This window comes from Nocardia sp. NPDC001965 (genome assembly GCF_053594175.1).
The window spans coordinates 37,365-54,006 of sequence record NZ_JBSFDZ010000013.1 but is presented as its reverse complement, the minus strand read 5'-3'; the positions used below and the strand labels follow the sequence as shown (position 1 = coordinate 54,006).

At 69.9% G+C, this 16,642-nt stretch carries 18 protein-coding genes; 9 read left to right on the top strand and 9 right to left on the bottom strand.

Annotation, left to right across the window (positions count from 1 at the left end; all coding sequences use genetic code 11):
• The first annotated feature begins 82 nt into the window (after positions 1-82).
• Together ACWCPQ_RS19590 and ACWCPQ_RS19585 are read left to right on the top strand one after the other, a co-directional pair.
• Positions 83-1,261 (top strand): winged helix DNA-binding domain-containing protein, encoded by a 1,179-nt coding sequence (locus ACWCPQ_RS19590; protein ID WP_449900710.1) that lies wholly within the window; start codon positions 83-85, stop codon positions 1,259-1,261.
• 29 nt (positions 1,262-1,290) lie between these two features.
• Positions 1,291-1,929 (top strand): GNAT family N-acetyltransferase, encoded by a 639-nt coding sequence (locus ACWCPQ_RS19585; RefSeq protein WP_449900707.1) that lies wholly within the window; start codon positions 1,291-1,293, stop codon positions 1,927-1,929.
• A 133-nt stretch (positions 1,930-2,062) separates the two neighbouring features.
• On the opposite strand, the gene ACWCPQ_RS19580 is transcribed toward ACWCPQ_RS19585, so the two are convergent.
• Entirely contained in the window at positions 2,063-2,515 is a 453-nt protein-coding gene (locus ACWCPQ_RS19580) for a MarR family winged helix-turn-helix transcriptional regulator (protein WP_449900704.1), read from the bottom strand.
• Between the two features lie 101 nt (positions 2,516-2,616).
• Here ACWCPQ_RS19580 and ACWCPQ_RS19575 point away from each other — a divergent pair, with 101 nt between their 5' ends.
• Positions 2,617-3,147 (top strand): nuclear transport factor 2 family protein, encoded by a 531-nt coding sequence (locus tag ACWCPQ_RS19575; RefSeq protein WP_449900702.1) that lies wholly within the window; start codon positions 2,617-2,619, stop codon positions 3,145-3,147.
• 27 nt (positions 3,148-3,174) lie between these two features.
• Here the strand turns inward: ACWCPQ_RS19575 and ACWCPQ_RS19570 are convergent, their stop codons facing one another.
• From ACWCPQ_RS19570 to nadA, 4 genes are all read right to left on the bottom strand, one after another.
• Positions 3,175-4,038, bottom strand: coding sequence for an arylamine N-acetyltransferase family protein (locus ACWCPQ_RS19570; protein ID WP_449900699.1), 864 nt, complete (start codon positions 4,036-4,038; stop codon positions 3,175-3,177).
• Between the two features lie 664 nt (positions 4,039-4,702).
• Positions 4,703-5,563 carry a carboxylating nicotinate-nucleotide diphosphorylase gene (gene nadC / locus ACWCPQ_RS19565; protein ID WP_449900697.1) on the bottom strand — a complete coding sequence of 287 codons (861 nt, stop codon included), beginning with the start codon at positions 5,561-5,563 and terminating at the stop codon, positions 4,703-4,705.
• Between the two features lie 94 nt (positions 5,564-5,657).
• The gene (locus tag ACWCPQ_RS19560; protein ID WP_449900696.1) at positions 5,658-7,259 is read right to left on the bottom strand and encodes an L-aspartate oxidase; all 1,602 of its coding nucleotides are present in this window, start codon (positions 7,257-7,259) and stop codon (positions 5,658-5,660) included.
• A gap of 45 nt (positions 7,260-7,304) precedes the next feature.
• Positions 7,305-8,360: a quinolinate synthase NadA gene (gene nadA / locus ACWCPQ_RS19555; RefSeq protein WP_449900693.1), complete on the bottom strand. Its 1,056-nt coding sequence runs from the start codon at positions 8,358-8,360 to the stop codon at positions 7,305-7,307.
• A gap of 75 nt (positions 8,361-8,435) precedes the next feature.
• Between nadA and ACWCPQ_RS19550 the strand changes: the two genes are divergently transcribed.
• Positions 8,436-9,182, top strand: a complete 747-nt coding sequence (locus ACWCPQ_RS19550; RefSeq protein WP_449900691.1) for an NUDIX hydrolase — start codon at positions 8,436-8,438, stop codon at positions 9,180-9,182.
• 51 nt (positions 9,183-9,233) lie between these two features.
• On the opposite strand, the gene ACWCPQ_RS19545 is transcribed toward ACWCPQ_RS19550, so the two are convergent.
• The 4 genes from ACWCPQ_RS19545 to bioB form a co-directional block, all read right to left on the bottom strand.
• Positions 9,234-9,764 carry a DUF1353 domain-containing protein gene (locus tag ACWCPQ_RS19545; RefSeq protein ID WP_449900689.1) on the bottom strand — a complete coding sequence of 177 codons (531 nt, stop codon included), beginning with the start codon at positions 9,762-9,764 and terminating at the stop codon, positions 9,234-9,236.
• A gap of 172 nt (positions 9,765-9,936) precedes the next feature.
• On the bottom strand, positions 9,937-10,635 hold the full coding sequence (locus tag ACWCPQ_RS19540) for a DUF2567 domain-containing protein (protein ID WP_449900688.1): 699 nt from the start codon (positions 10,633-10,635) through the stop codon (positions 9,937-9,939).
• 2 nt (positions 10,636-10,637) lie between these two features.
• Complete coding sequence (gene bsaP, locus ACWCPQ_RS19535) at positions 10,638-10,847, bottom strand: biotin synthase auxiliary protein BsaP (protein WP_449900963.1); 210 nt, start codon at positions 10,845-10,847, stop codon at positions 10,638-10,640.
• 50 nt (positions 10,848-10,897) lie between these two features.
• Positions 10,898-11,935 carry a biotin synthase BioB gene (gene bioB / locus ACWCPQ_RS19530; protein ID WP_449900686.1) on the bottom strand — a complete coding sequence of 346 codons (1,038 nt, stop codon included), beginning with the start codon at positions 11,933-11,935 and terminating at the stop codon, positions 10,898-10,900.
• Positions 11,936-12,091: 156 nt separating this feature from the next.
• On the opposite strand from bioB, the gene ACWCPQ_RS19525 reads away from it, so the two are divergent.
• The 5 genes from ACWCPQ_RS19525 (at position 12,092) to ACWCPQ_RS19505 (ending at position 16,605) form a co-directional block, all read left to right on the top strand.
• Positions 12,092-12,676 carry a TetR/AcrR family transcriptional regulator C-terminal domain-containing protein gene (locus ACWCPQ_RS19525; RefSeq protein ID WP_449900684.1) on the top strand — a complete coding sequence of 195 codons (585 nt, stop codon included), beginning with the start codon at positions 12,092-12,094 and terminating at the stop codon, positions 12,674-12,676.
• Between the two features lie 74 nt (positions 12,677-12,750).
• Complete coding sequence (locus ACWCPQ_RS19520) at positions 12,751-13,905, top strand: 8-amino-7-oxononanoate synthase (RefSeq protein ID WP_449900681.1); 1,155 nt, start codon at positions 12,751-12,753, stop codon at positions 13,903-13,905.
• Complete coding sequence (gene bioD, locus ACWCPQ_RS19515) at positions 13,902-14,633, top strand: dethiobiotin synthase (RefSeq protein ID WP_449900679.1); 732 nt, start codon at positions 13,902-13,904, stop codon at positions 14,631-14,633. Before ACWCPQ_RS19520 ends, bioD begins: the two co-directional genes overlap by 4 nt.
• Positions 14,634-14,687: 54 nt before the next feature.
• On the top strand, positions 14,688-15,860 hold the full coding sequence (gene macS, locus ACWCPQ_RS19510; RefSeq protein WP_449900961.1) for a MacS family sensor histidine kinase: 1,173 nt from the start codon (positions 14,688-14,690) through the stop codon (positions 15,858-15,860).
• 109 nt (positions 15,861-15,969) lie between these two features.
• The gene (locus ACWCPQ_RS19505; RefSeq protein WP_449900959.1) at positions 15,970-16,605 is read left to right on the top strand and encodes a response regulator; all 636 of its coding nucleotides are present in this window, start codon (positions 15,970-15,972) and stop codon (positions 16,603-16,605) included.
• Positions 16,606-16,642 lie beyond the last annotated feature (37 nt).

The window sequence follows — 16,642 nt, the reverse complement described above, 5'->3', positions numbered from 1 at the left end:
TATTCCACGGCGCGGGCCACATTCGCAGGAACCGGGCCGGAGCGGCTCAGGGGTGTCGGATCCGGCGGCTAGCATCCGGGCCATGTATTCGATCAGTACCGCGCAGCGCCGCGCCCGGATCGGCGTCCGGCACCGGCTCGCCGATCCGCACCGCGGCTCCGATCCGGGTGAGATCACGCGGTCGATGGTGGTCCTGCATGCCACCGATCCGGCCACCGTGCACCTTTCGGTGGCGGCCCGTGGTCGCGACCTGGGTCCCGTGCAGGTGGAGCACGCGCTGTACGAGGACCGGTCGCTGGTACGGATGCTGGCGATGCGGCGCACCATGTTCGTCGCGCCGGTCGATCTGGTACCCGTGCTGCACGCGTCCTGCGGTGCCGAGCTCGCGGCCAAACAGCGCCGGACCTATGCGCGGTACCTGGAGCAGGCGGGAGTCGGGGCCGGCGATGCCGCCGGCTGGCTCGCCGAGGTCGCCGATCGGACGCATCGGGCGTTGCTGGCCCGCGGCAGCGCCACCGGCGCGCAGTTGAGCAAGGACGTTCCCGAGCTCCGCACGCAGGTCGATACCGCGCCCGAGAAGTCGTATTCGCGACCGTCCAACATCACCAGCTGGGTGCTGGTACTGCTCGGTACCGAGGGCCGGATCGTCCGGGCCCGGCCGAACGGTACCTGGTCGAGCAGTCAGTATTCGTGGGCACCGGTGGAATCCTGGCTGTCGGGCCCACTCGGCGATATCGGGGTCGACCGCGCCCGTAGCGAACTCGTCCGAGCCTGGTTGCGCACCTTCGGCCCGGCGCCGATCGGTGATCTCAAATGGTGGACCGGATGGACGCTGGGACAGGTGCGCAAGGCACTCACCGATATCGAGACCGTCGAAGTCGATCTCGACGGTGCCCCGGGTCTGCTGCTGGCCGACGACCTCGAGCCGGTCGCGGATCCGCCGCCGTGGGCCGCGCTGCTCCCCCCGCTCGATCCGACTCCGATGGGCTGGCAATCGCGGTCCTGGTACCTGGGCGACCATCGGTCGCCACTGTTCGACCGCAACGGCAATATCGGGCCGAGTATCTGGTACGACGGCCGGATAGTCGGCGGCTGGGCACAGCGCAAGGACGGCGAGATCGTGACACGGATCCTCGAGGACATCGGGGCCGACGGCGCCGCGCTGGTCACGGCCGAGGCCGAACGCGCGGCCGGCTGGTTCGGTGCGGTGCGGCCGATTCCCCGGTTCCGCACGCCGCTCGAACGGGAACTCACCGCCTGAGGTAGCCGCAACGAAGTAGATTGTCCGATATGCGGATTCGGCCTTTCGAGGAAACCGACCGGGATGCGTTGCGCGAGCTGTTCGTCCGCGCCGGGGCGGGATCCCCCACCGAAAGCCTCTGGGGTCACCCCGAATCGGAGGCGGCCATCTATCTGGAACCGTATATGGACCATGAGCCGGAGTCGCTGCTGCTCGCCGAGGACGACGGCACGCTCGTCGGCTACCTCACCGGCTGCCTCGACAGCGCGGCCTTCCCGAGCGAGGACCGGCGGATAGCCGATGCCGTCCGGCGGCACCGCCTGGTCCTGCGCCGGCGGCCGGCCGCGTTCTTCGCGCGCAGCGCTTTCGACGCGGCCACGGTGGCACTGCGTCGTGCTCCGTCGGCGGGCGAGATCAGCGATCCGCGCTGGCCGGCCCACCTGCACATCAACGTCGTGCCGGAGGCTCGCGGCACCGGCGCGGCCGACCAGCTGATGGACCGGTGGTTCGAACGGCTGCGATCACACGGCGCACCGGGCTGCCACCTGCAGACGCTGGTCGAGAACCCGCGTGCGGTCCGGTTCTTCGAGCGGACGGGATTCACCCCGTACGGTCCGACGCCGCTGGTACCCGGTGTGCGGTACGCGGGCGGGCGGGTCCATCAGCGCACCATGATTCGCGACTGCTGATCGCGCGGCGGGCGTCGGGGCCGACGGACGTCCGGTGCGGTTCCCGGGGACCGGCCCTCCGCCTGCGGCCGGTCTGCGCGTGGTTCAGCTCCTTGCGACTGCCGCGGCGCCGGTCCGCGGGCCCGCCCGGTGATCATCTGCCGGTGTGATCGTCCAGTATCCGGGTGAGCAGGGCGACCAGGGTGCGACGCTCGGCGCCGGACAGGGCGGCGAGCAATTCGTCCTGCGCCGAGTCCAGCCGGCGATCCAGTTCGGCGAGGTGTTCGGCACCCGGTTCGGCGAGGGTGACGATATTGCGACGGCGGTCGGCGGGGTCCGCCTCCCGCACCGCGAATCCCCGGGCCACCAGTTCGTTCAGCACCGCCACGATATCGCTGCGATCGATCCCGGTGCGGCGACCGAGCTCGGCCTGGCTCGCCGGACCGCCTTCCCGGAGCGTGGTGAGCACGGCGTAGTGGTACCGCCGTGATCCGGTATCGGCCAGCGCCTGCTCGGTGGCCCGGTCGGCCAGTAGCGCGGTCTGGTTGATCAGTCGCGTCGGCAGCGAGCGAAGCCTGCCGGGGACGTCCTCGTGCGCGATCTTCATACCGGAAATGTAGCAAGCAATTGTTGGCAATCCCCACAAGTTGCTATATCGTTGGCTATACCAACATTGGTATAGCCAACAGATAGTGGAGGGCTTCCGCCGTGAATTTCCGTAGCCGCCAGATATCCCTGACCATCCTCGCCGCCATCGTCGCGGGCGCGATCGGCGCAGCCGGAGCGCACGCCACCACCGATCGTCCCGCGCGCGGACTGCACGAACTCACCGACCGCACCGAACTCACGGCCCTCGTGGACCGCCTGGCCGGGGCGCTGGACGCCGGAGATCTCGAACAGTTCCGCACGATCTACACCGCCGACGCCACCGCTCGCACCCCGGGCGGCGAGGCGACCGGCCGCGACGCTCTGATCGCACAGGCAGCCCGTAACCATTCCCCGGACAAAGTGATCCAGCATTTCGTCAGCAATATCGCAATCGACCTGGATACCGATACCGCCGAGATCCGGGCGAACCTGCTCGCCGTGTTCGCCCCCGCCGCCACCGGCACCGCCCTGCCGAACCCCGGTTTCACGCTGGGTGAGGTCTACCGCTTCTCCGCGCGGCGCCTGCCCGAGGGCTGGCGGCTGACCCGGGTGCACTCGACACCGGTCTGGTCGGTCGGCACCCGGTTCTGATCGAATCATCGGCGCCCGCGAACCCGGTCAGCCGACGGCCCACGGGGCGTGGACCAGCGCCTCCGAGTCCCCGTCGGCGAGCTCGATATCGAACACTTCGGCGAGGACCTTCGGCAATTCGGTGAGCCCGAGTTCCCGGGAGTCGCTCGACCCGTCCGGATACTCGGTGGTCAGGGTGCGACCGTCCAGCGTGTGATGCACCCCGGGCAGGAACCGCTGGACGAACGGCCGCTGGGTGAACGGGGAACGCGGCGAGGTGGCGACGAAATGGTTGCCCACCTCGTAATCGATCCGGTATTGCGGGTTCGTCGTGAAGGTGTAGCGGTCGACCCAGCCCTCCCGCGCGAACTGATGCAGTACCCACCGGTCGGCACCCAGTTCGCCCGGGGTGCGTTCGAGCCGGAACCGCCAGCCGCCGAGCCGGAACTCGCCGGGCTCGTCGACGAGGGCATACGGTTCGGACGGTCCGGCGCCGAACCCCACATCGGCCAGCCATACGCGGTCGTCGTCGGCGACGGTGACCCGCAGCAGCGCGTGGGTGGCCGGACGGAGACCACCCGAACCCATGGTGACCCGGCCGGAAAGGCCGGTGACGCCGAACCCGAATCGTTCCAGTGCCGCCGCGAACACGGTGACGTTCTCGTAGCAGTAACCCCCACGCCGCCGCCGGATCAGTTTGTCCTGCAGGGTTTCCAGATCCAACGGAACCGGCCGCCCCAGCACCGCCTCCAGATTTTCGAACGGTACGGCGGTCGTGTGCGCGGCGACCAGATCGCGCAGCACGGACAAGGTCGGGGTGCGCGGGCCGGTATATCCGATCCGCGCCAGATACGCGTCCAGATCCAATGCGTCGCCGTTCCAGTGACAGGCGGCATCCGCGGGCTTCGACATCAGCATCCCTCTTTCGTCCGGGTCCGACACGAGCAACCGCGCGAGCTCCGCGGATGTTCCGCACCGCCCGGTCCGCCATCGCCGACCGGCAGCCGGTCGGCGGCTGTGCGCTTTCCTGGAGGAAGTCGCACGGTCTCAGACGTGCAATGCCCTCCGTATCTCATCGGCCGATGCCGGGTTACCGGCGGCGATGAACTTCTCACGCCGATCCATGGCTCGACCGATGGTCGATATCGACCCCAGGTCGTAACCCGGTCACCGCCGCCGCTCGAGGCATCGATGAAGTCTCGTTGCCGGGCGAGCGGTGCGAACCGCTGCGCGGGACGCTTGAGGTAGTCGGTGACCAGTGCCTCGGACAAGCTTGCGGGGTGCCGAATGACAGATGGGACACATCAGCGCAACGGGCACCACGCTTCGAATTCCGGCGACTCGGCCGGCGACGCGTCCACCGAGATACCCGGCCGCAGCGGGTTGCCACCGCTTCCGGGCAGATCGCCGATCGTCAACCATGTCCCAGCGAGGTTTCCTACCCCTGCGACCGCGACCGATCCAACGAGATCACCGTGCTGAGGCGGATCATGGATCGGGGACGGTATCCGCCTCTCCTGAAACCCGAGTGATCCGAATGTGGCCACATCCAGCGCAAACGATTGTGCTCGTACCGCTACATATCGAGGCCGAGGTCGAGTACCCGAACCGAATGGGTCAGGGCCCCGACCGCCAGGAAATCGACCCCGGTACGGGCGTAACCGGCGGCCATGTCGAGAGTGAGGCCACCGGAGGATTCCAGCTTCGTGCCCGGAGCGGTGGCGTTGCGGCGCTGGACCGCGGCCTGGGTCTGCCAGAGCGGGAAGTTGTCCAGCAGGACCAGCGCGACGTCCTCACCGAGTACCGCGTCGAGCTGGTCGAGATCGTCGACCTCGACCTCGCAGTCGATATCCGGTGCGGCGGTGCGCACGGCGCGCAGCGCCTCGACCACCGATCCCGCGGCGGCGACATGGTTGTCCTTGATCAGAGCGGCGTCGCCCAGGCCCATCCGGTGGTTCACCCCGCCACCGGCCCGGACCGCGTACTTCTGCAGGCCCCGCAGGCCCGGCAGCGTCTTGCGGCTGTCCCGGATCCGGCAGCCGGTGCCGTCGACCGCGTCCACCCAGGCGGCGGTGGCGGTGGCGATTCCCGACAGGTGACACATGAGATTGAGCATGGTGCGTTCGGCGGTGAGCAGGCCGCGGGTCGGTCCGACCAGGCCCAGGACCGTTTCACCGGGGGCGATCCGGGTGCCGTCGGGAACCCGGTCGGTGACCTCGTAGCTTCCGGCCCCGATCACCTCGTCGAGAACGAGCAGGCCGATATCGATACCGGCGACAGTCCCCGGCTGCCGGGCCACGACCGCCGCTTTCACCACCGCGTCCGCGGGGACGGTGGCCGTGGTGGTGATATCGGGCCCGTAGCGCAGATCTTCGTCCAGCGCCGTCCGGATGACACCGCGCACTTCGTCGAGATCCAGACCGGGATCCAATGTCATTGCCTTCTCCTCGTTTACGATTCGCCTCGGGCGGTTCCGTGGGGGCGGCCCCGATCGGACGACGGGTCGGCGGCGCGTGCCGGCGTCCCGGTTATCATGACGGCGTCGTCAGCGTGGTGGGTTCGGTGACCACTCGCGGTGCGCCCCGATCGTCGAGTCGCAGCACGGTCGAACGGGCGGCGCTCGGCACCGAACGCGGATGATCCGAGCGGGTATGGCAGCCGCGGCTCTCCGTCCGTACTCGCGCTGCCAGCAGCAGCGCCCGGGCCGTCACGGTGAGCGCGGCGTCCTCGAATCGGGCCACGAGATCGCGGGCGGTGCGGGCGGCACCCGCCCCGGGTGTCACCGCACCGGGCACGGCCTCGAGCGTCCGCGCCGCTCGTGCGAGACCGGCACCGGCACGGACGACCGAGGCGTGATCGGTCATGGTCTGCTGCAGGACGGTCCGGTCGACCGCCGGGCGGATCGTCGCCGAGCCGACCGCCACGTTCGCGGGTTCGCCGAGACGCTCCAGTGCCGCGAGCCCGGCCCGCTCACCCATCACCAGGCCTTCGAGCAGGCTGTTGGAGGCCAGGCGGTTGGCGCCGTGCAACCCGGTGCGCGCGACCTCACCGGCCGCGTAGAGCCCGGGTACCCCGGTGCGTCCGTGCAGATCGGTGTGGACACCGCCGCACTGATAGTGCGCCGCGGGGGCCACGGGTATCAGTTCACGGCGCGGATCGATCCCCGCGGCGCGGCAGGACATGGTGATGGTCGGAAAACGCCGGGTGAATTCGGGGACGTCCCGGGCATCCAGGTACACATGATCGTCACCGAGCAGCCGCATCCGGGCGGCGATGGCCCGTGACACCACATCCCGTGGCGCCAGATCGCCGCGCGGATGCACGCCCGCAGTCACCGACTCGCCCCGCGAATCCACCAGCCGCGCACCTTCACCGCGCACCGCCTCGCTGATCAGCGGCTGCCTTCCGAAACCGTCGGGCGTGTAGAGAACGGTGGGGTGGAACTGCACGAATTCCAGATCCGCCACCGCCGCGCCGGCCCACAGTGCCAGCGCGACGCCGTCGGCGGTGGCGCCGACCGGATTGGTGCTCAGCGCGTACAACTGGCCGAACCCGCCGGTGGCCAGCAGCACCGCGGGCGCGTGCACCGCACCGACACCCCGATCCGAGACCGCGAGGACGCCCTGGACACCGGTGGCGTCGGTGACGATCTCGAGTACCGCCGTGCCGAACAGCACGGGTAATCCGGCTGCCGACAGCGCCCGCTGCACCTCCGCGCCGGTGGCATCGCCCCCGGCATGGATGATGCGGCGCGTACTGTGCCCGCCTTCCCGGGTCCGGGAGACCTCCCCGTCCCGGCCGAGGTCGAATACCGCGCCCAGGTCGGTGAGGGCGGCCACTGCATCCGGTCCGCTTTCGACAATGGAACGTACCGCGTCGGAATCGCACAGGCCGCCACCGGCGCCGAGAGTGTCGGCGACGTGGGAATCCACCGAGTCCCCGTGTGGCGCGACCACGGCGATGCCGCCCTGCGCGTATTGGGTGGCGGTATCGGCCGGGCCGCCCTTGCTCAGGATCAGCACCCGCAGTCCGGCTCGCGCGGCGGCCCGGGCCGCGGTGAGCCCGGCGACCCCGCCGCCGATCACGACCAGGTCGGCGCTTGTCTCCCACTTCCGATCCAGTTCATCGGTCATCACGTACTCCGCACCGGTCGAACCGAGGTCACTTCCGGGCCCGCGTCATTCCCCGCCGCCGGGGTTACCGATCTCGATCATCCGCTGCACCGAATGCCGGGCCAGTGCCGCGGTCTCGGGGTCGACGTGGACCTCGTCGCGGTTCTCTTCGAGGCAGCGCAGCAGCGCGGCCGGGGTGATCATCTTCATGTACTTGCAGGCGGCGCGGTCGTTGACTGCCTGGAAATCGATTCCCGGGGCGGCTTTGCGCAACTGGTGCAGCATGCCGACCTCGGTCGCGACCAGCACCTGACTGGATTTGGCGGCCCGCGCGGCGTCGATCATGCCGCCGGTCGACAGGATGTGCACCCGGTCGGCCGGGAATTCGCCCGCACCGGCCAGATACAGCGCCGAAGTGGCGCAACCGCATTCGGGGTGCACGAACAGTTCGGCGTCGGGGTGGGCGCGCGCCTGCTCGTTGAGCTCGTCACCGTTGATCCCGGCGTGCACATGGCATTCACCCATCCAGATGTGCATGTTCTCGCGACCGGTCTCGCGCTTCACATGCGCGCCGAGGAACTGGTCGGGCAGGAAGAGCACTTCGCGATCCGGATCGATCGAGGCGACCACGTCCACAGCGTTCGAGGAGGTGCAGCAGATATCGGTGAGCCCCTTCACCGCGGCAGTGGTGTTCACGTAAGAAACCACCACCGCTTCCGGGTGTTCGGCCTTCCATTCGCGCAGTTCCTCGGCCGTGATCGAATCCGCCAGCGAGCAGCCCGCGCGCTCGTCGGGGATCAGCACGGTTTTCTCCGGGCTGAGGATCTTGGCGGTCTCGGCCATGAAGTGCACACCGCAGAAGACGATCGTCTCCTCGGGCGCTTCGGCCGCGATCCGGGACAGTGCCAGCGAATCCCCGACGTGGTCGGCCACGTCCTGGATTTCGGGCAGCTGGTAATTGTGCGCGAGAATGGTGGCGTTGCGCTGGCGCGCAAGACGTTTCACCTCGGCCGCCCATTCCGGTGTCGCCTCGACCCCGGTGTAGCCGGCCGGCCCGTCGCTGATCCGCTCCCGCAGTGCGGTACCCGGCGCCGGGGCCAAATCTGCTCCCATCGTCGCCATGGTCGCTCCTTCCTCCGTGCGATCGTCGTCTCTGCCGATTCGCACTCACCAGGTTTTCGACTTATGATCGAAAACGTGGACCAGTTTAGCACCATCCATGAATCGCTCACCGCAGTGTTCCAGGTTCGCCGCTTCCCCGCCGTCATCCCCGCAGGTGAGAGCACTGCGAGCGTGCGCAGTCGTCGCCCGCACCGCCAACAGCGGGAACTCGCGGTCCTACTGTGGCAGCGGGCGCTGGACCCTCAGCGCGGCACCTGGTCGCTACCGGGCGGCCGGTTGCGCAACGACGAGGACCTCGACACCTCGGCGCGCCGGCAGCTGGCCGAGAAGGTGGACGTCCGCGAGGTGGACCACCTCGAACAGCTGTCGGTGTTCAGCGCCCCCGACCGTGTCCCGGGACCGCGCCGGATCGCCTCGGCCTACCTCGGCCTGGTCCCGCTCACCGCCGATCCACAACTCCCCGACGACACCTCCTGGCACCGGGTGGCCGCGCTGCCGGAGATGTCGTTCGACCACGGCACGGTCGTCGAACACGCCCGGGCCCGCCTCGCCGCCAAACTGTCCTACACCAATATCTCGTTCGCCCTGGCACCCGATCGGTTCACCATGTCCACTCTGCGGGAAATCTATTGCGCTGCACTGGGTTACGACGTCGATACGACGAACCTGCAACGTGTCCTCACCCGGCGCAAGGTCATCACCCCCACCGGTGACACCGCGGCTCCCGGCCGCGCGGGCGGGCGGCCCGCCTCGGTGTACCGGTTCAGCGATTCCGACCTGCGTGTCACCGACGAATTCGCCGCACTACGCCCCCGCGCCTGACCGGAGCCGATTCCCGACCGCCGACGCGGCGCTACACCCGGCCGGAGCGGATCAGGTCCGCAGATCGGGACGCGGCACCGGTTTCGTTTCCGGATGCCGCACCGAGCGATCCAGCGGCCAGGCGATCAGTTCGATCACCCAGAACAGCAGCAGGAACACCGTGACCACGACCGTGGGAATCACCAGGAACACCAGGGAGAGCACCGCGACCACGGTGCACACCGCGAAGGCGGCCGGCGAGATCCCCTGCAACCGGCTGCCGAAACGCACCGCGGTCCACATCATCCACCGGCGCGGTAGCGATACCGCGCATTCGCGCAGGGCCCGGCGGAACAGGCCGTCGGCGTCGACCTTGCTCACCAGTCCCGAGCGCAGCAGATAGTCGTGCAGGATCGCCGCCCGCGTGTACACGCCGTACCGCGGTATCAGCCACACCACCGGACGCGGTACCGAGGCGAAATCGGTACGGAAGCCGACCGGTACCTCGAAATGCTCCGCCGCACCCGCGTAGCCCAGCGGCTCGCGGACCGTCCAGAACGTCCCATCGATCTCCTCGACCACGAGCGCACTGGTGAACCCCACGACGTCCTCTCCCTGCCGGCCGGATCCGGTCAGCCTACGACCGCCCGGGACGACACGCGCATCCGGACGGGATCCCGGCCCACCCACCGGGACTCCGGGATGTTCACGAAATGGTCGGGGCCGCTACATGATCCCGCCCCGTACGCCAACGCCGGACGCGATTCGCCGGGCGTCAGTGCGCCGGGTTCGGTGGGCCCTCCGGCGGCGCGCCGGCCTGTCCGCCGGACCCGGTCGCGGCACCGGCCCGGGCCGGATCACCGGTGGTCGCGCCATCGGGCGGGACCGGCCGGTACGACCCGTCTCCCGGCTCCGGATCGGCGTAGGGCTGGGGCCGGGTTTCGCCGAACGGGCTCATGAACCCGGTTCCCAGATCCTCCGCCGGACTGAGCCCGGCCAGGATCAGAATCACCAGGCCCGCCATCAACGGCTGCACCACCAGCGCGAACTGACTGCCCAATTCCACGGGCAGCGCAACGATCCGGCCGACCGCCGGATCATCCGGGCGCGGATTGTCCAGATCGACGACCAGATTCCCGATCCACGCCATGAGCCATGCTCCGGCCACCGAACCCAGCACCAGTCCCGCACCCTGGATGGGACCGCGCATACGGCGCCACCGCCACGCGGCGATCGCGGACAGGAAACCGGTCACCGCTCCGGCGCCGGCGAACAGTGCCGTCGCGTCGAACCGGTGCAGACTCTCCCCGACCAGTGCGGCACCGCGACCGGGTTCGACCACCAGTACCCGTTCGGTGGGCGCCAGCAGCCCCCACAGTGCGCCGACCACCAGACTCACCAGCACCACCACGAGCAACAGGACGAGGGCGGCCCGTAGCTCGCGGCGCGTCCCGGCGCGACTCCCACCGGGCATCGCTACCGCCTCTCCAGGTTCGCGGAATCGATCAGACCGTGCCGCGAGCATTTCGCCCACCAGCCGTCGGGGTCGATCTGCACGATCATCCGGCGGCCGCACTGTTCGCAGAACCGCGGCGGTTCCAGTCCCAGCTCCACCGCCCGGGCGATCGGTTCGTCGAGCCCGGGCCCGGCAGGCCGGCCCGTGAACGGGTTGTAGCGCGCGTCCATATCGCCGACAGTACTCACGGGTTCGGCCTTTCCCCGGCTGACGTCGCCGATCAGAAGGTCTCGTTGAGTGCCTTGATGGGCATTTCGAGCTCGCCCAGCAGGTCCAGATCCTTTTCGGCGGGACGTCCGAGCGTGGTGAGGTAGTTGCCCACGATCACCGCGTTGATCCCGCCGAGGATGCCCTGGCGGGCGCCGAGATCGCCGAGGGTGATCTCCCGGCCGCCCGCGAACCGCAGCAGGGTGCGGGGCAATGCGAGACGGAACGCCGCGACCGCGCGCAGCGCGTCGGCGGCCGGGAGGACCTCGAGGTCACCGAAAGGTGTACCCGGACGCGGGTTCAGGAAGTTCAGCGGGACCTCGTCGGGATCGAGCTCGGCCAGGTCGGCGGCGAATTCGGCACGCTGCTCCAGAGTTTCGCCCATACCGAGGATGCCGCCACAGCAGACCTCCATCCCGGCCGCGCGCACCATCCGCAGGGTGTTCCAGCGTTCCTCCCAGCTGTGTGTGGTGACGACGTTGGGGAAGTAGGACCGCGCGGTTTCCAGGTTGTGGTTGTAGCGGTGCACACCCATCGCGGCCAGCCGGTCGACCTGGTCCTGGGTGAGCATGCCCAGCGAGCAGGCGACCTGGATGTCGACCTCGTTGCGGATCGCCTCGACACCGGCGGCCACCTGGGCCATCAGCCGCTCGTCGGGCCCGCGCACCGCGGCCACGATGCAGAATTCGGTGGCACCGGTCTTGGCGGTCTGCTTGGCCGCCTCCACCAGACTCGGGATATCCAGCCAGGCCGCGCGTACCGGCGACTGGAACAGGCCCGATTGGGAGCAGAAGTGGCAGTCCTCCGGGCACCCACCGGTCTTGAGACTGATGATGCCCTCGACCTCCACCTCGGGTCCGCACCATTTCATCCGTACTTCGTGGGCGAGTTCGAGCAATTCTTCGAGGCGGTCGTCTTCGAGGCGCAGGACGGCGAGCGTCTGCTCCCGGGACAGGCCGATCCCCCGGTCGAGCACCTGCTCGCGGGCGACAGCCAGTACGTCCTCGACGGTGACGGCGGTTTCGGAGTTCCTCACGGGTGCCCGGTTCACTGGCGGATCCCTTCGTCCGGCGGGTTTCCTGGTCCCGGCCTTCGCGGAACCCAGAACTTGAACAGTGTTCAAGGCAGGGTAGCGCCAAAGCTTGAACGGTGTTCAGGCTGGGGTAGCGTCGAGAGGAACCGCCGCCAGACCGGGAGGGACTCCACCGTGCAGCTACACCGGGACGACGTCGTGGACGGCGCCGTCGCCATCCTCGACCGGTACGGTCTGGCCGACCTCACCATGCGCCGCCTCGCCGGGGCGCTGAAGGTCCAGCCCGGCGCGCTGTACTGGCATTTCCCGAACAAGCAGGCCCTGCTCGGCGCGGTGGCCGACCGGATCCTCGCACCGATGGAGCAGCCGGTGCGCGCCGGCGACTGGGCGGGCGCGCTCGCCGAGTTGGCCCACCGGCTGCGCGACTGCCTGCTCACCTACCGCGACGGCGCGGAACTGGTCTCGGCCACCTACGCCTCCCGCCTGACCACCAGCAAGGGCCGGGAACGCCTGGCGGCCGCCGTCATCCGGGCCGGTATCCCCCGCGACGAGGCCGAACTCGCCGCGTACACACTGCTGTACTACGTGCTCGGCCATACGGTCGACGAACAGTCCCGGATGCAGATGGACTCGGCCGGCGCCCTCGCCGGCGATTCCGGCACGCTGGTCGAATCCGAGGATCCGACCAGCCGCTTCGATTTCGGTCTTCAGCTGTTCACCGCTGGAATCCGGCACCGGCTCGGCGCCGATATCCGCTGACGCGCAGGGCCGGTTTCCGGCACCGATCGGGACACCGGCGACAACCTTGAACACCGTTCAAGTATGGTGCCCACGTGACCTCCGATCCGCTGGCCTGGCTCGACGACCGCGCCGCCGCGCGCGAGACCGCCGGACTACGCCGCCGCCTACGGCCGCGTACGGCCACCTCGACGAGCCTGGATCTGGCTTCCAACGACTACCTCGGACTGGCCCGGCACCCCGAGGTGATCGCGGGTGCCCTCGAGGCGGTGAACCGGTGGGGCGCGGGGTCCACCGGTTCCCGGCTGGTCACCGGCACGACAACCGAACACGAGCTGCTCGAAGCCGAACTCGCCGAATTCACCGGGTTCGCGGCGGGGCTGGTGTTCGCCTCCGGCTACGCCGCCAATCTGGGTGCCGTCACCGCCCTGGCCGGGCGGGGATCGCTGATCGTCTCCGACGCCGGCTGCCACGCCTCACTGGTGGACGCCTGCCGGCTCTCCCGGGCGCGGGTGGAGATCGCTCCCCATCGCGATATCGGCGCGGTGCAACGGCTGCTGGCCACCCGCGCCGAGGAGCGGGCGCTGGTGCTCACCGATTCGGTGTTCAGCGCCGACGGTGACCTCGCGCCGCTGGCCGGACTCCACCGGGTGACCCGCGCGCACGGTGCGGTACTGCTGGTCGACGAGGCCCACGGACTGGGTGTACGGGGGACCGGCGGGCGCGGACTCGTCCAGGAGTCCGGCCTGGCAGGCGAACCCGATGTGGTCGTGACCGGCACCCTGTCGAAAGCCCTCGCCGCCCAGGGCGGGGTGGTACTGGGCGGCGAACGGGTGCGCGCCCACCTGATCGATACGGCCCGCACCATGATCTTCGATACCGGTCTGGCGCCCGCGGCGGTGGGCGCGGCGCGCGCGGCCCTACGGATCCTGCGCCGCGACCGGGAACTGCCGCGACGGGTACTCGACCGGGCCGGTGAGATCGCCCGGATCGCCGGTGTTCCCACTCCCGATTCGGCGGTCGTGCCGGTGATCCTGGGCGAGCCACGGATCGCCTACGAGGCCGCCGTAGCCTGTCGCGAACAGGGCCTCGAAGTCGGCTGTTTCCGGCCGCCGTCGGTACCCGAGGGCACCTCGCGATTGCGGATCACCGCCCGCGCCGACCTGTCCGCCACCGACCTCGCCACCATCGATTCCGTGCTGACACCGGTCCTGTCCCGCGCCCGCAGCACCGGGGTGGTAGCGGTATGAACCTGCTCTTCGTCACCGGAACCTCCACCGAGGTAGGCAAAACCGTCACCACCGCCGCCCTGGCCGCGGTGGCCCGCGCCGCCGGACTCGAGGTCGCCGTCTGCAAACCGGCCCAAACCGGTGTGGGCGCGACCGAACCCGGCGACCTCGCCGTCGTATCCGCGCTCGCCGGAGTGACCCGGACCGCCGAACCGGCCCGCTACCCCGAACCGCTGGCCCCCGATACCGCCGCCCGCCGCTGCGGCGCCCCACTGCTCACCCTGGCCGAAACCGCCGCCGCGATAGCGGAGCTCCGATCCGCCGACCTGGTGCTGGTGGAGGGTGCCGGGGGGCTGCTGGTGCGGCTGGGTGAATTCACCCTCCTCGACCTCGCCCGGGAAATGTCGGCGCCGGTGCTGGTGGTCGCCGCGCCGGGGCTCGGCACGCTCAACCACAGCGAGCTCACCACCTGGGCCCTGCGGCAGGCCGGTGTGGAATGCGCCGGACTGGTGATCGGCTCGTGGCCCGCACAGCCCGACCTGGCCACGCGGACCAACCGGACCGATCTGCCCCGGGTCACCGGCACGCCGCTGGTGGGCTCCGTTCCGGCGGGGGCGGGCGCGTGGAATCCGCGGCGCTTCCGGGCAGCGGCCCCGGACTGGTTCGACCGGCAGTGGGCGCATCGCCGCCTCGGAAGCACCGGTACCGACCCGGAGATTCACCCGTCGGCCGGGGCATTCGCTCCCTAGAGTTCGGGAATGGCCGCGATCGGAATCCCCCGCCGCCGGCCGGAAAGGCATGGCATGCGCCCGGACCCGCCGACCGAACCCGATCCGGCCGATGCCGCGACCGCTCCGCTGTGGCGGGCGGTGCAGGCCTTCCGGCTGGTCACCCTGCTGTACGCGGTCGGACAGCAGATCGCCTCCGTGCAGTACTACGAGAACCAGCGGCTGAGCTGGGTTTTCATCGCGCTCATGGTGCTCTGGTCCGGAGTTTCGGCGCTGTTGCTCGCCCAGTGGCACACGCCCGAGACGGTGCGGACCCGGACGCTGGTGGTCGTCGGCGACCATCTCGTGGTCCTCGGCCTGATCGCGGCGACGCCGCTGGTCGCCGATTACCAGTGGTATCACGGGCATCAACCGCTGCCCACCACCATGTGGTCGGCCAATGCGGTGATCTCGGCCGCGATCCTGCGCGGACCGGTGGCGGGAGTGACCTCCGGGCTGATCGTCGCGGCCGCCATCATCACCATGCGACAGCAGTGGGGGCAGGACGTCTGGGCCGATGCGACCGCGCCGGTACTGGTCTCGGTGGGCCTCGCGCTGGGCCTGGCGGCGAACACCGCGCGGCGCGCCCAGGAACAACTCCAGCGCGCGGTCCGGCTCACCGCGGCGGCCGAGGAGCGCGAACGACTGGCCCGGCAAGTACACGACGGCGTCCTGCAGATCCTCTCCTACATCAGGCGGCGCGGAAACGCGATCGGCGGACCGGCCACCGAACTTGCCCAGCGGGCCGGGGAACAGGAGATCGCGCTGCGGCGGCTCATCTCCGAACAGAGCGCCCCGGCCTCCACCGATACCACCACCGTCGACCTGCGCCCGCTGCTCACCGCGCACGCCACACCGGATGTGGTGGTCTCCACGCCGGGCGACCCGGTGCGGCTCGGCCGCTGGACCGCCGACGAGATCGCCGCCGCCGTCGCGGCGGCACTCACCAATGTGGCATTACACGCGGGTCCCGCGGCCCGGGCGTTCGTCCTGCTGGAGGACACCGGCACGGAACTCATCGTGAGCGTGCGCGACGACGGTGTCGGTATCGCGCCCGGCCGGCTCACCGAGGCCGAACACGAAGGCCGGATGGGGGTGTCGCGCTCGATCAGCGGACGGATCGCGGCCCTGGGCGGCACCGCCGAACTGCTCACCGCGGCAACCGCCGGCGAGGGCACCGAATGGGAGTTCCGTATCCCGCGCGGCTGAGACACCGCCGATCACTGCCCCGGCCGAATCGGCGGTTCTGGCAGTATGAGGACGCCCGAACACAGAAGGAGCGTCGGTGACCGGACAAGACGCGGAGACGATCTCGGTGATGGTCGTCGACGACCATCCGATCTGGCGAGAAGGCGTATCCCGCGATCTCACCGAGGCCGGCTTCCGGGTGGTCGCCACCGCCGAGAGCGCCGCGGCCGCCGCGCGCCGCGCGGCCGCCGCCCGGCCACAGGTGGTGCTGATGGATATGCACCTGCCGGACGGTAACGGCGCCCCGGCCACCGCCGAGGTACTGCGGGTATCCCCGGAGAGCCGGGTGCTGGTGCTCTCGGCCTCGGGTGAACGCGACGATGTACTGGACGCGGTGAAAGCCGGAGCGTCCGGATACCTGGTCAAGAGCGCCTCCGCCGCCGAACTCGTCGCCGCGGTCCGGGCGACCGCCGCCGGGCAGGCGGTGTTCACCCCCGGTCTCGCCGGACTGGTGCTGGGTGAGTACCGCCGGATCGCCACTGCCCCGGCCGATCCCGGTGAACCGCACCGGCCCGCGCTCACCGATCGGGAGACCGAGGTGCTGCGCCTTGTCGCGAAAGGCCTGTCCGCCAGGCAGATCGCCGCCCGGCTGGATCTGAGTCACCGGACGGTCGAGAACCACGTGCAGGCCACCCTGCGCAAACTACAGCTCGCGAACCGAGTCGAACTCACCCGCTACGTGATCGAGCAGGGCCTCGACGACTAGCGCGGCACCCGGCCGGGCGGCGCACGGAGTGCGCTCG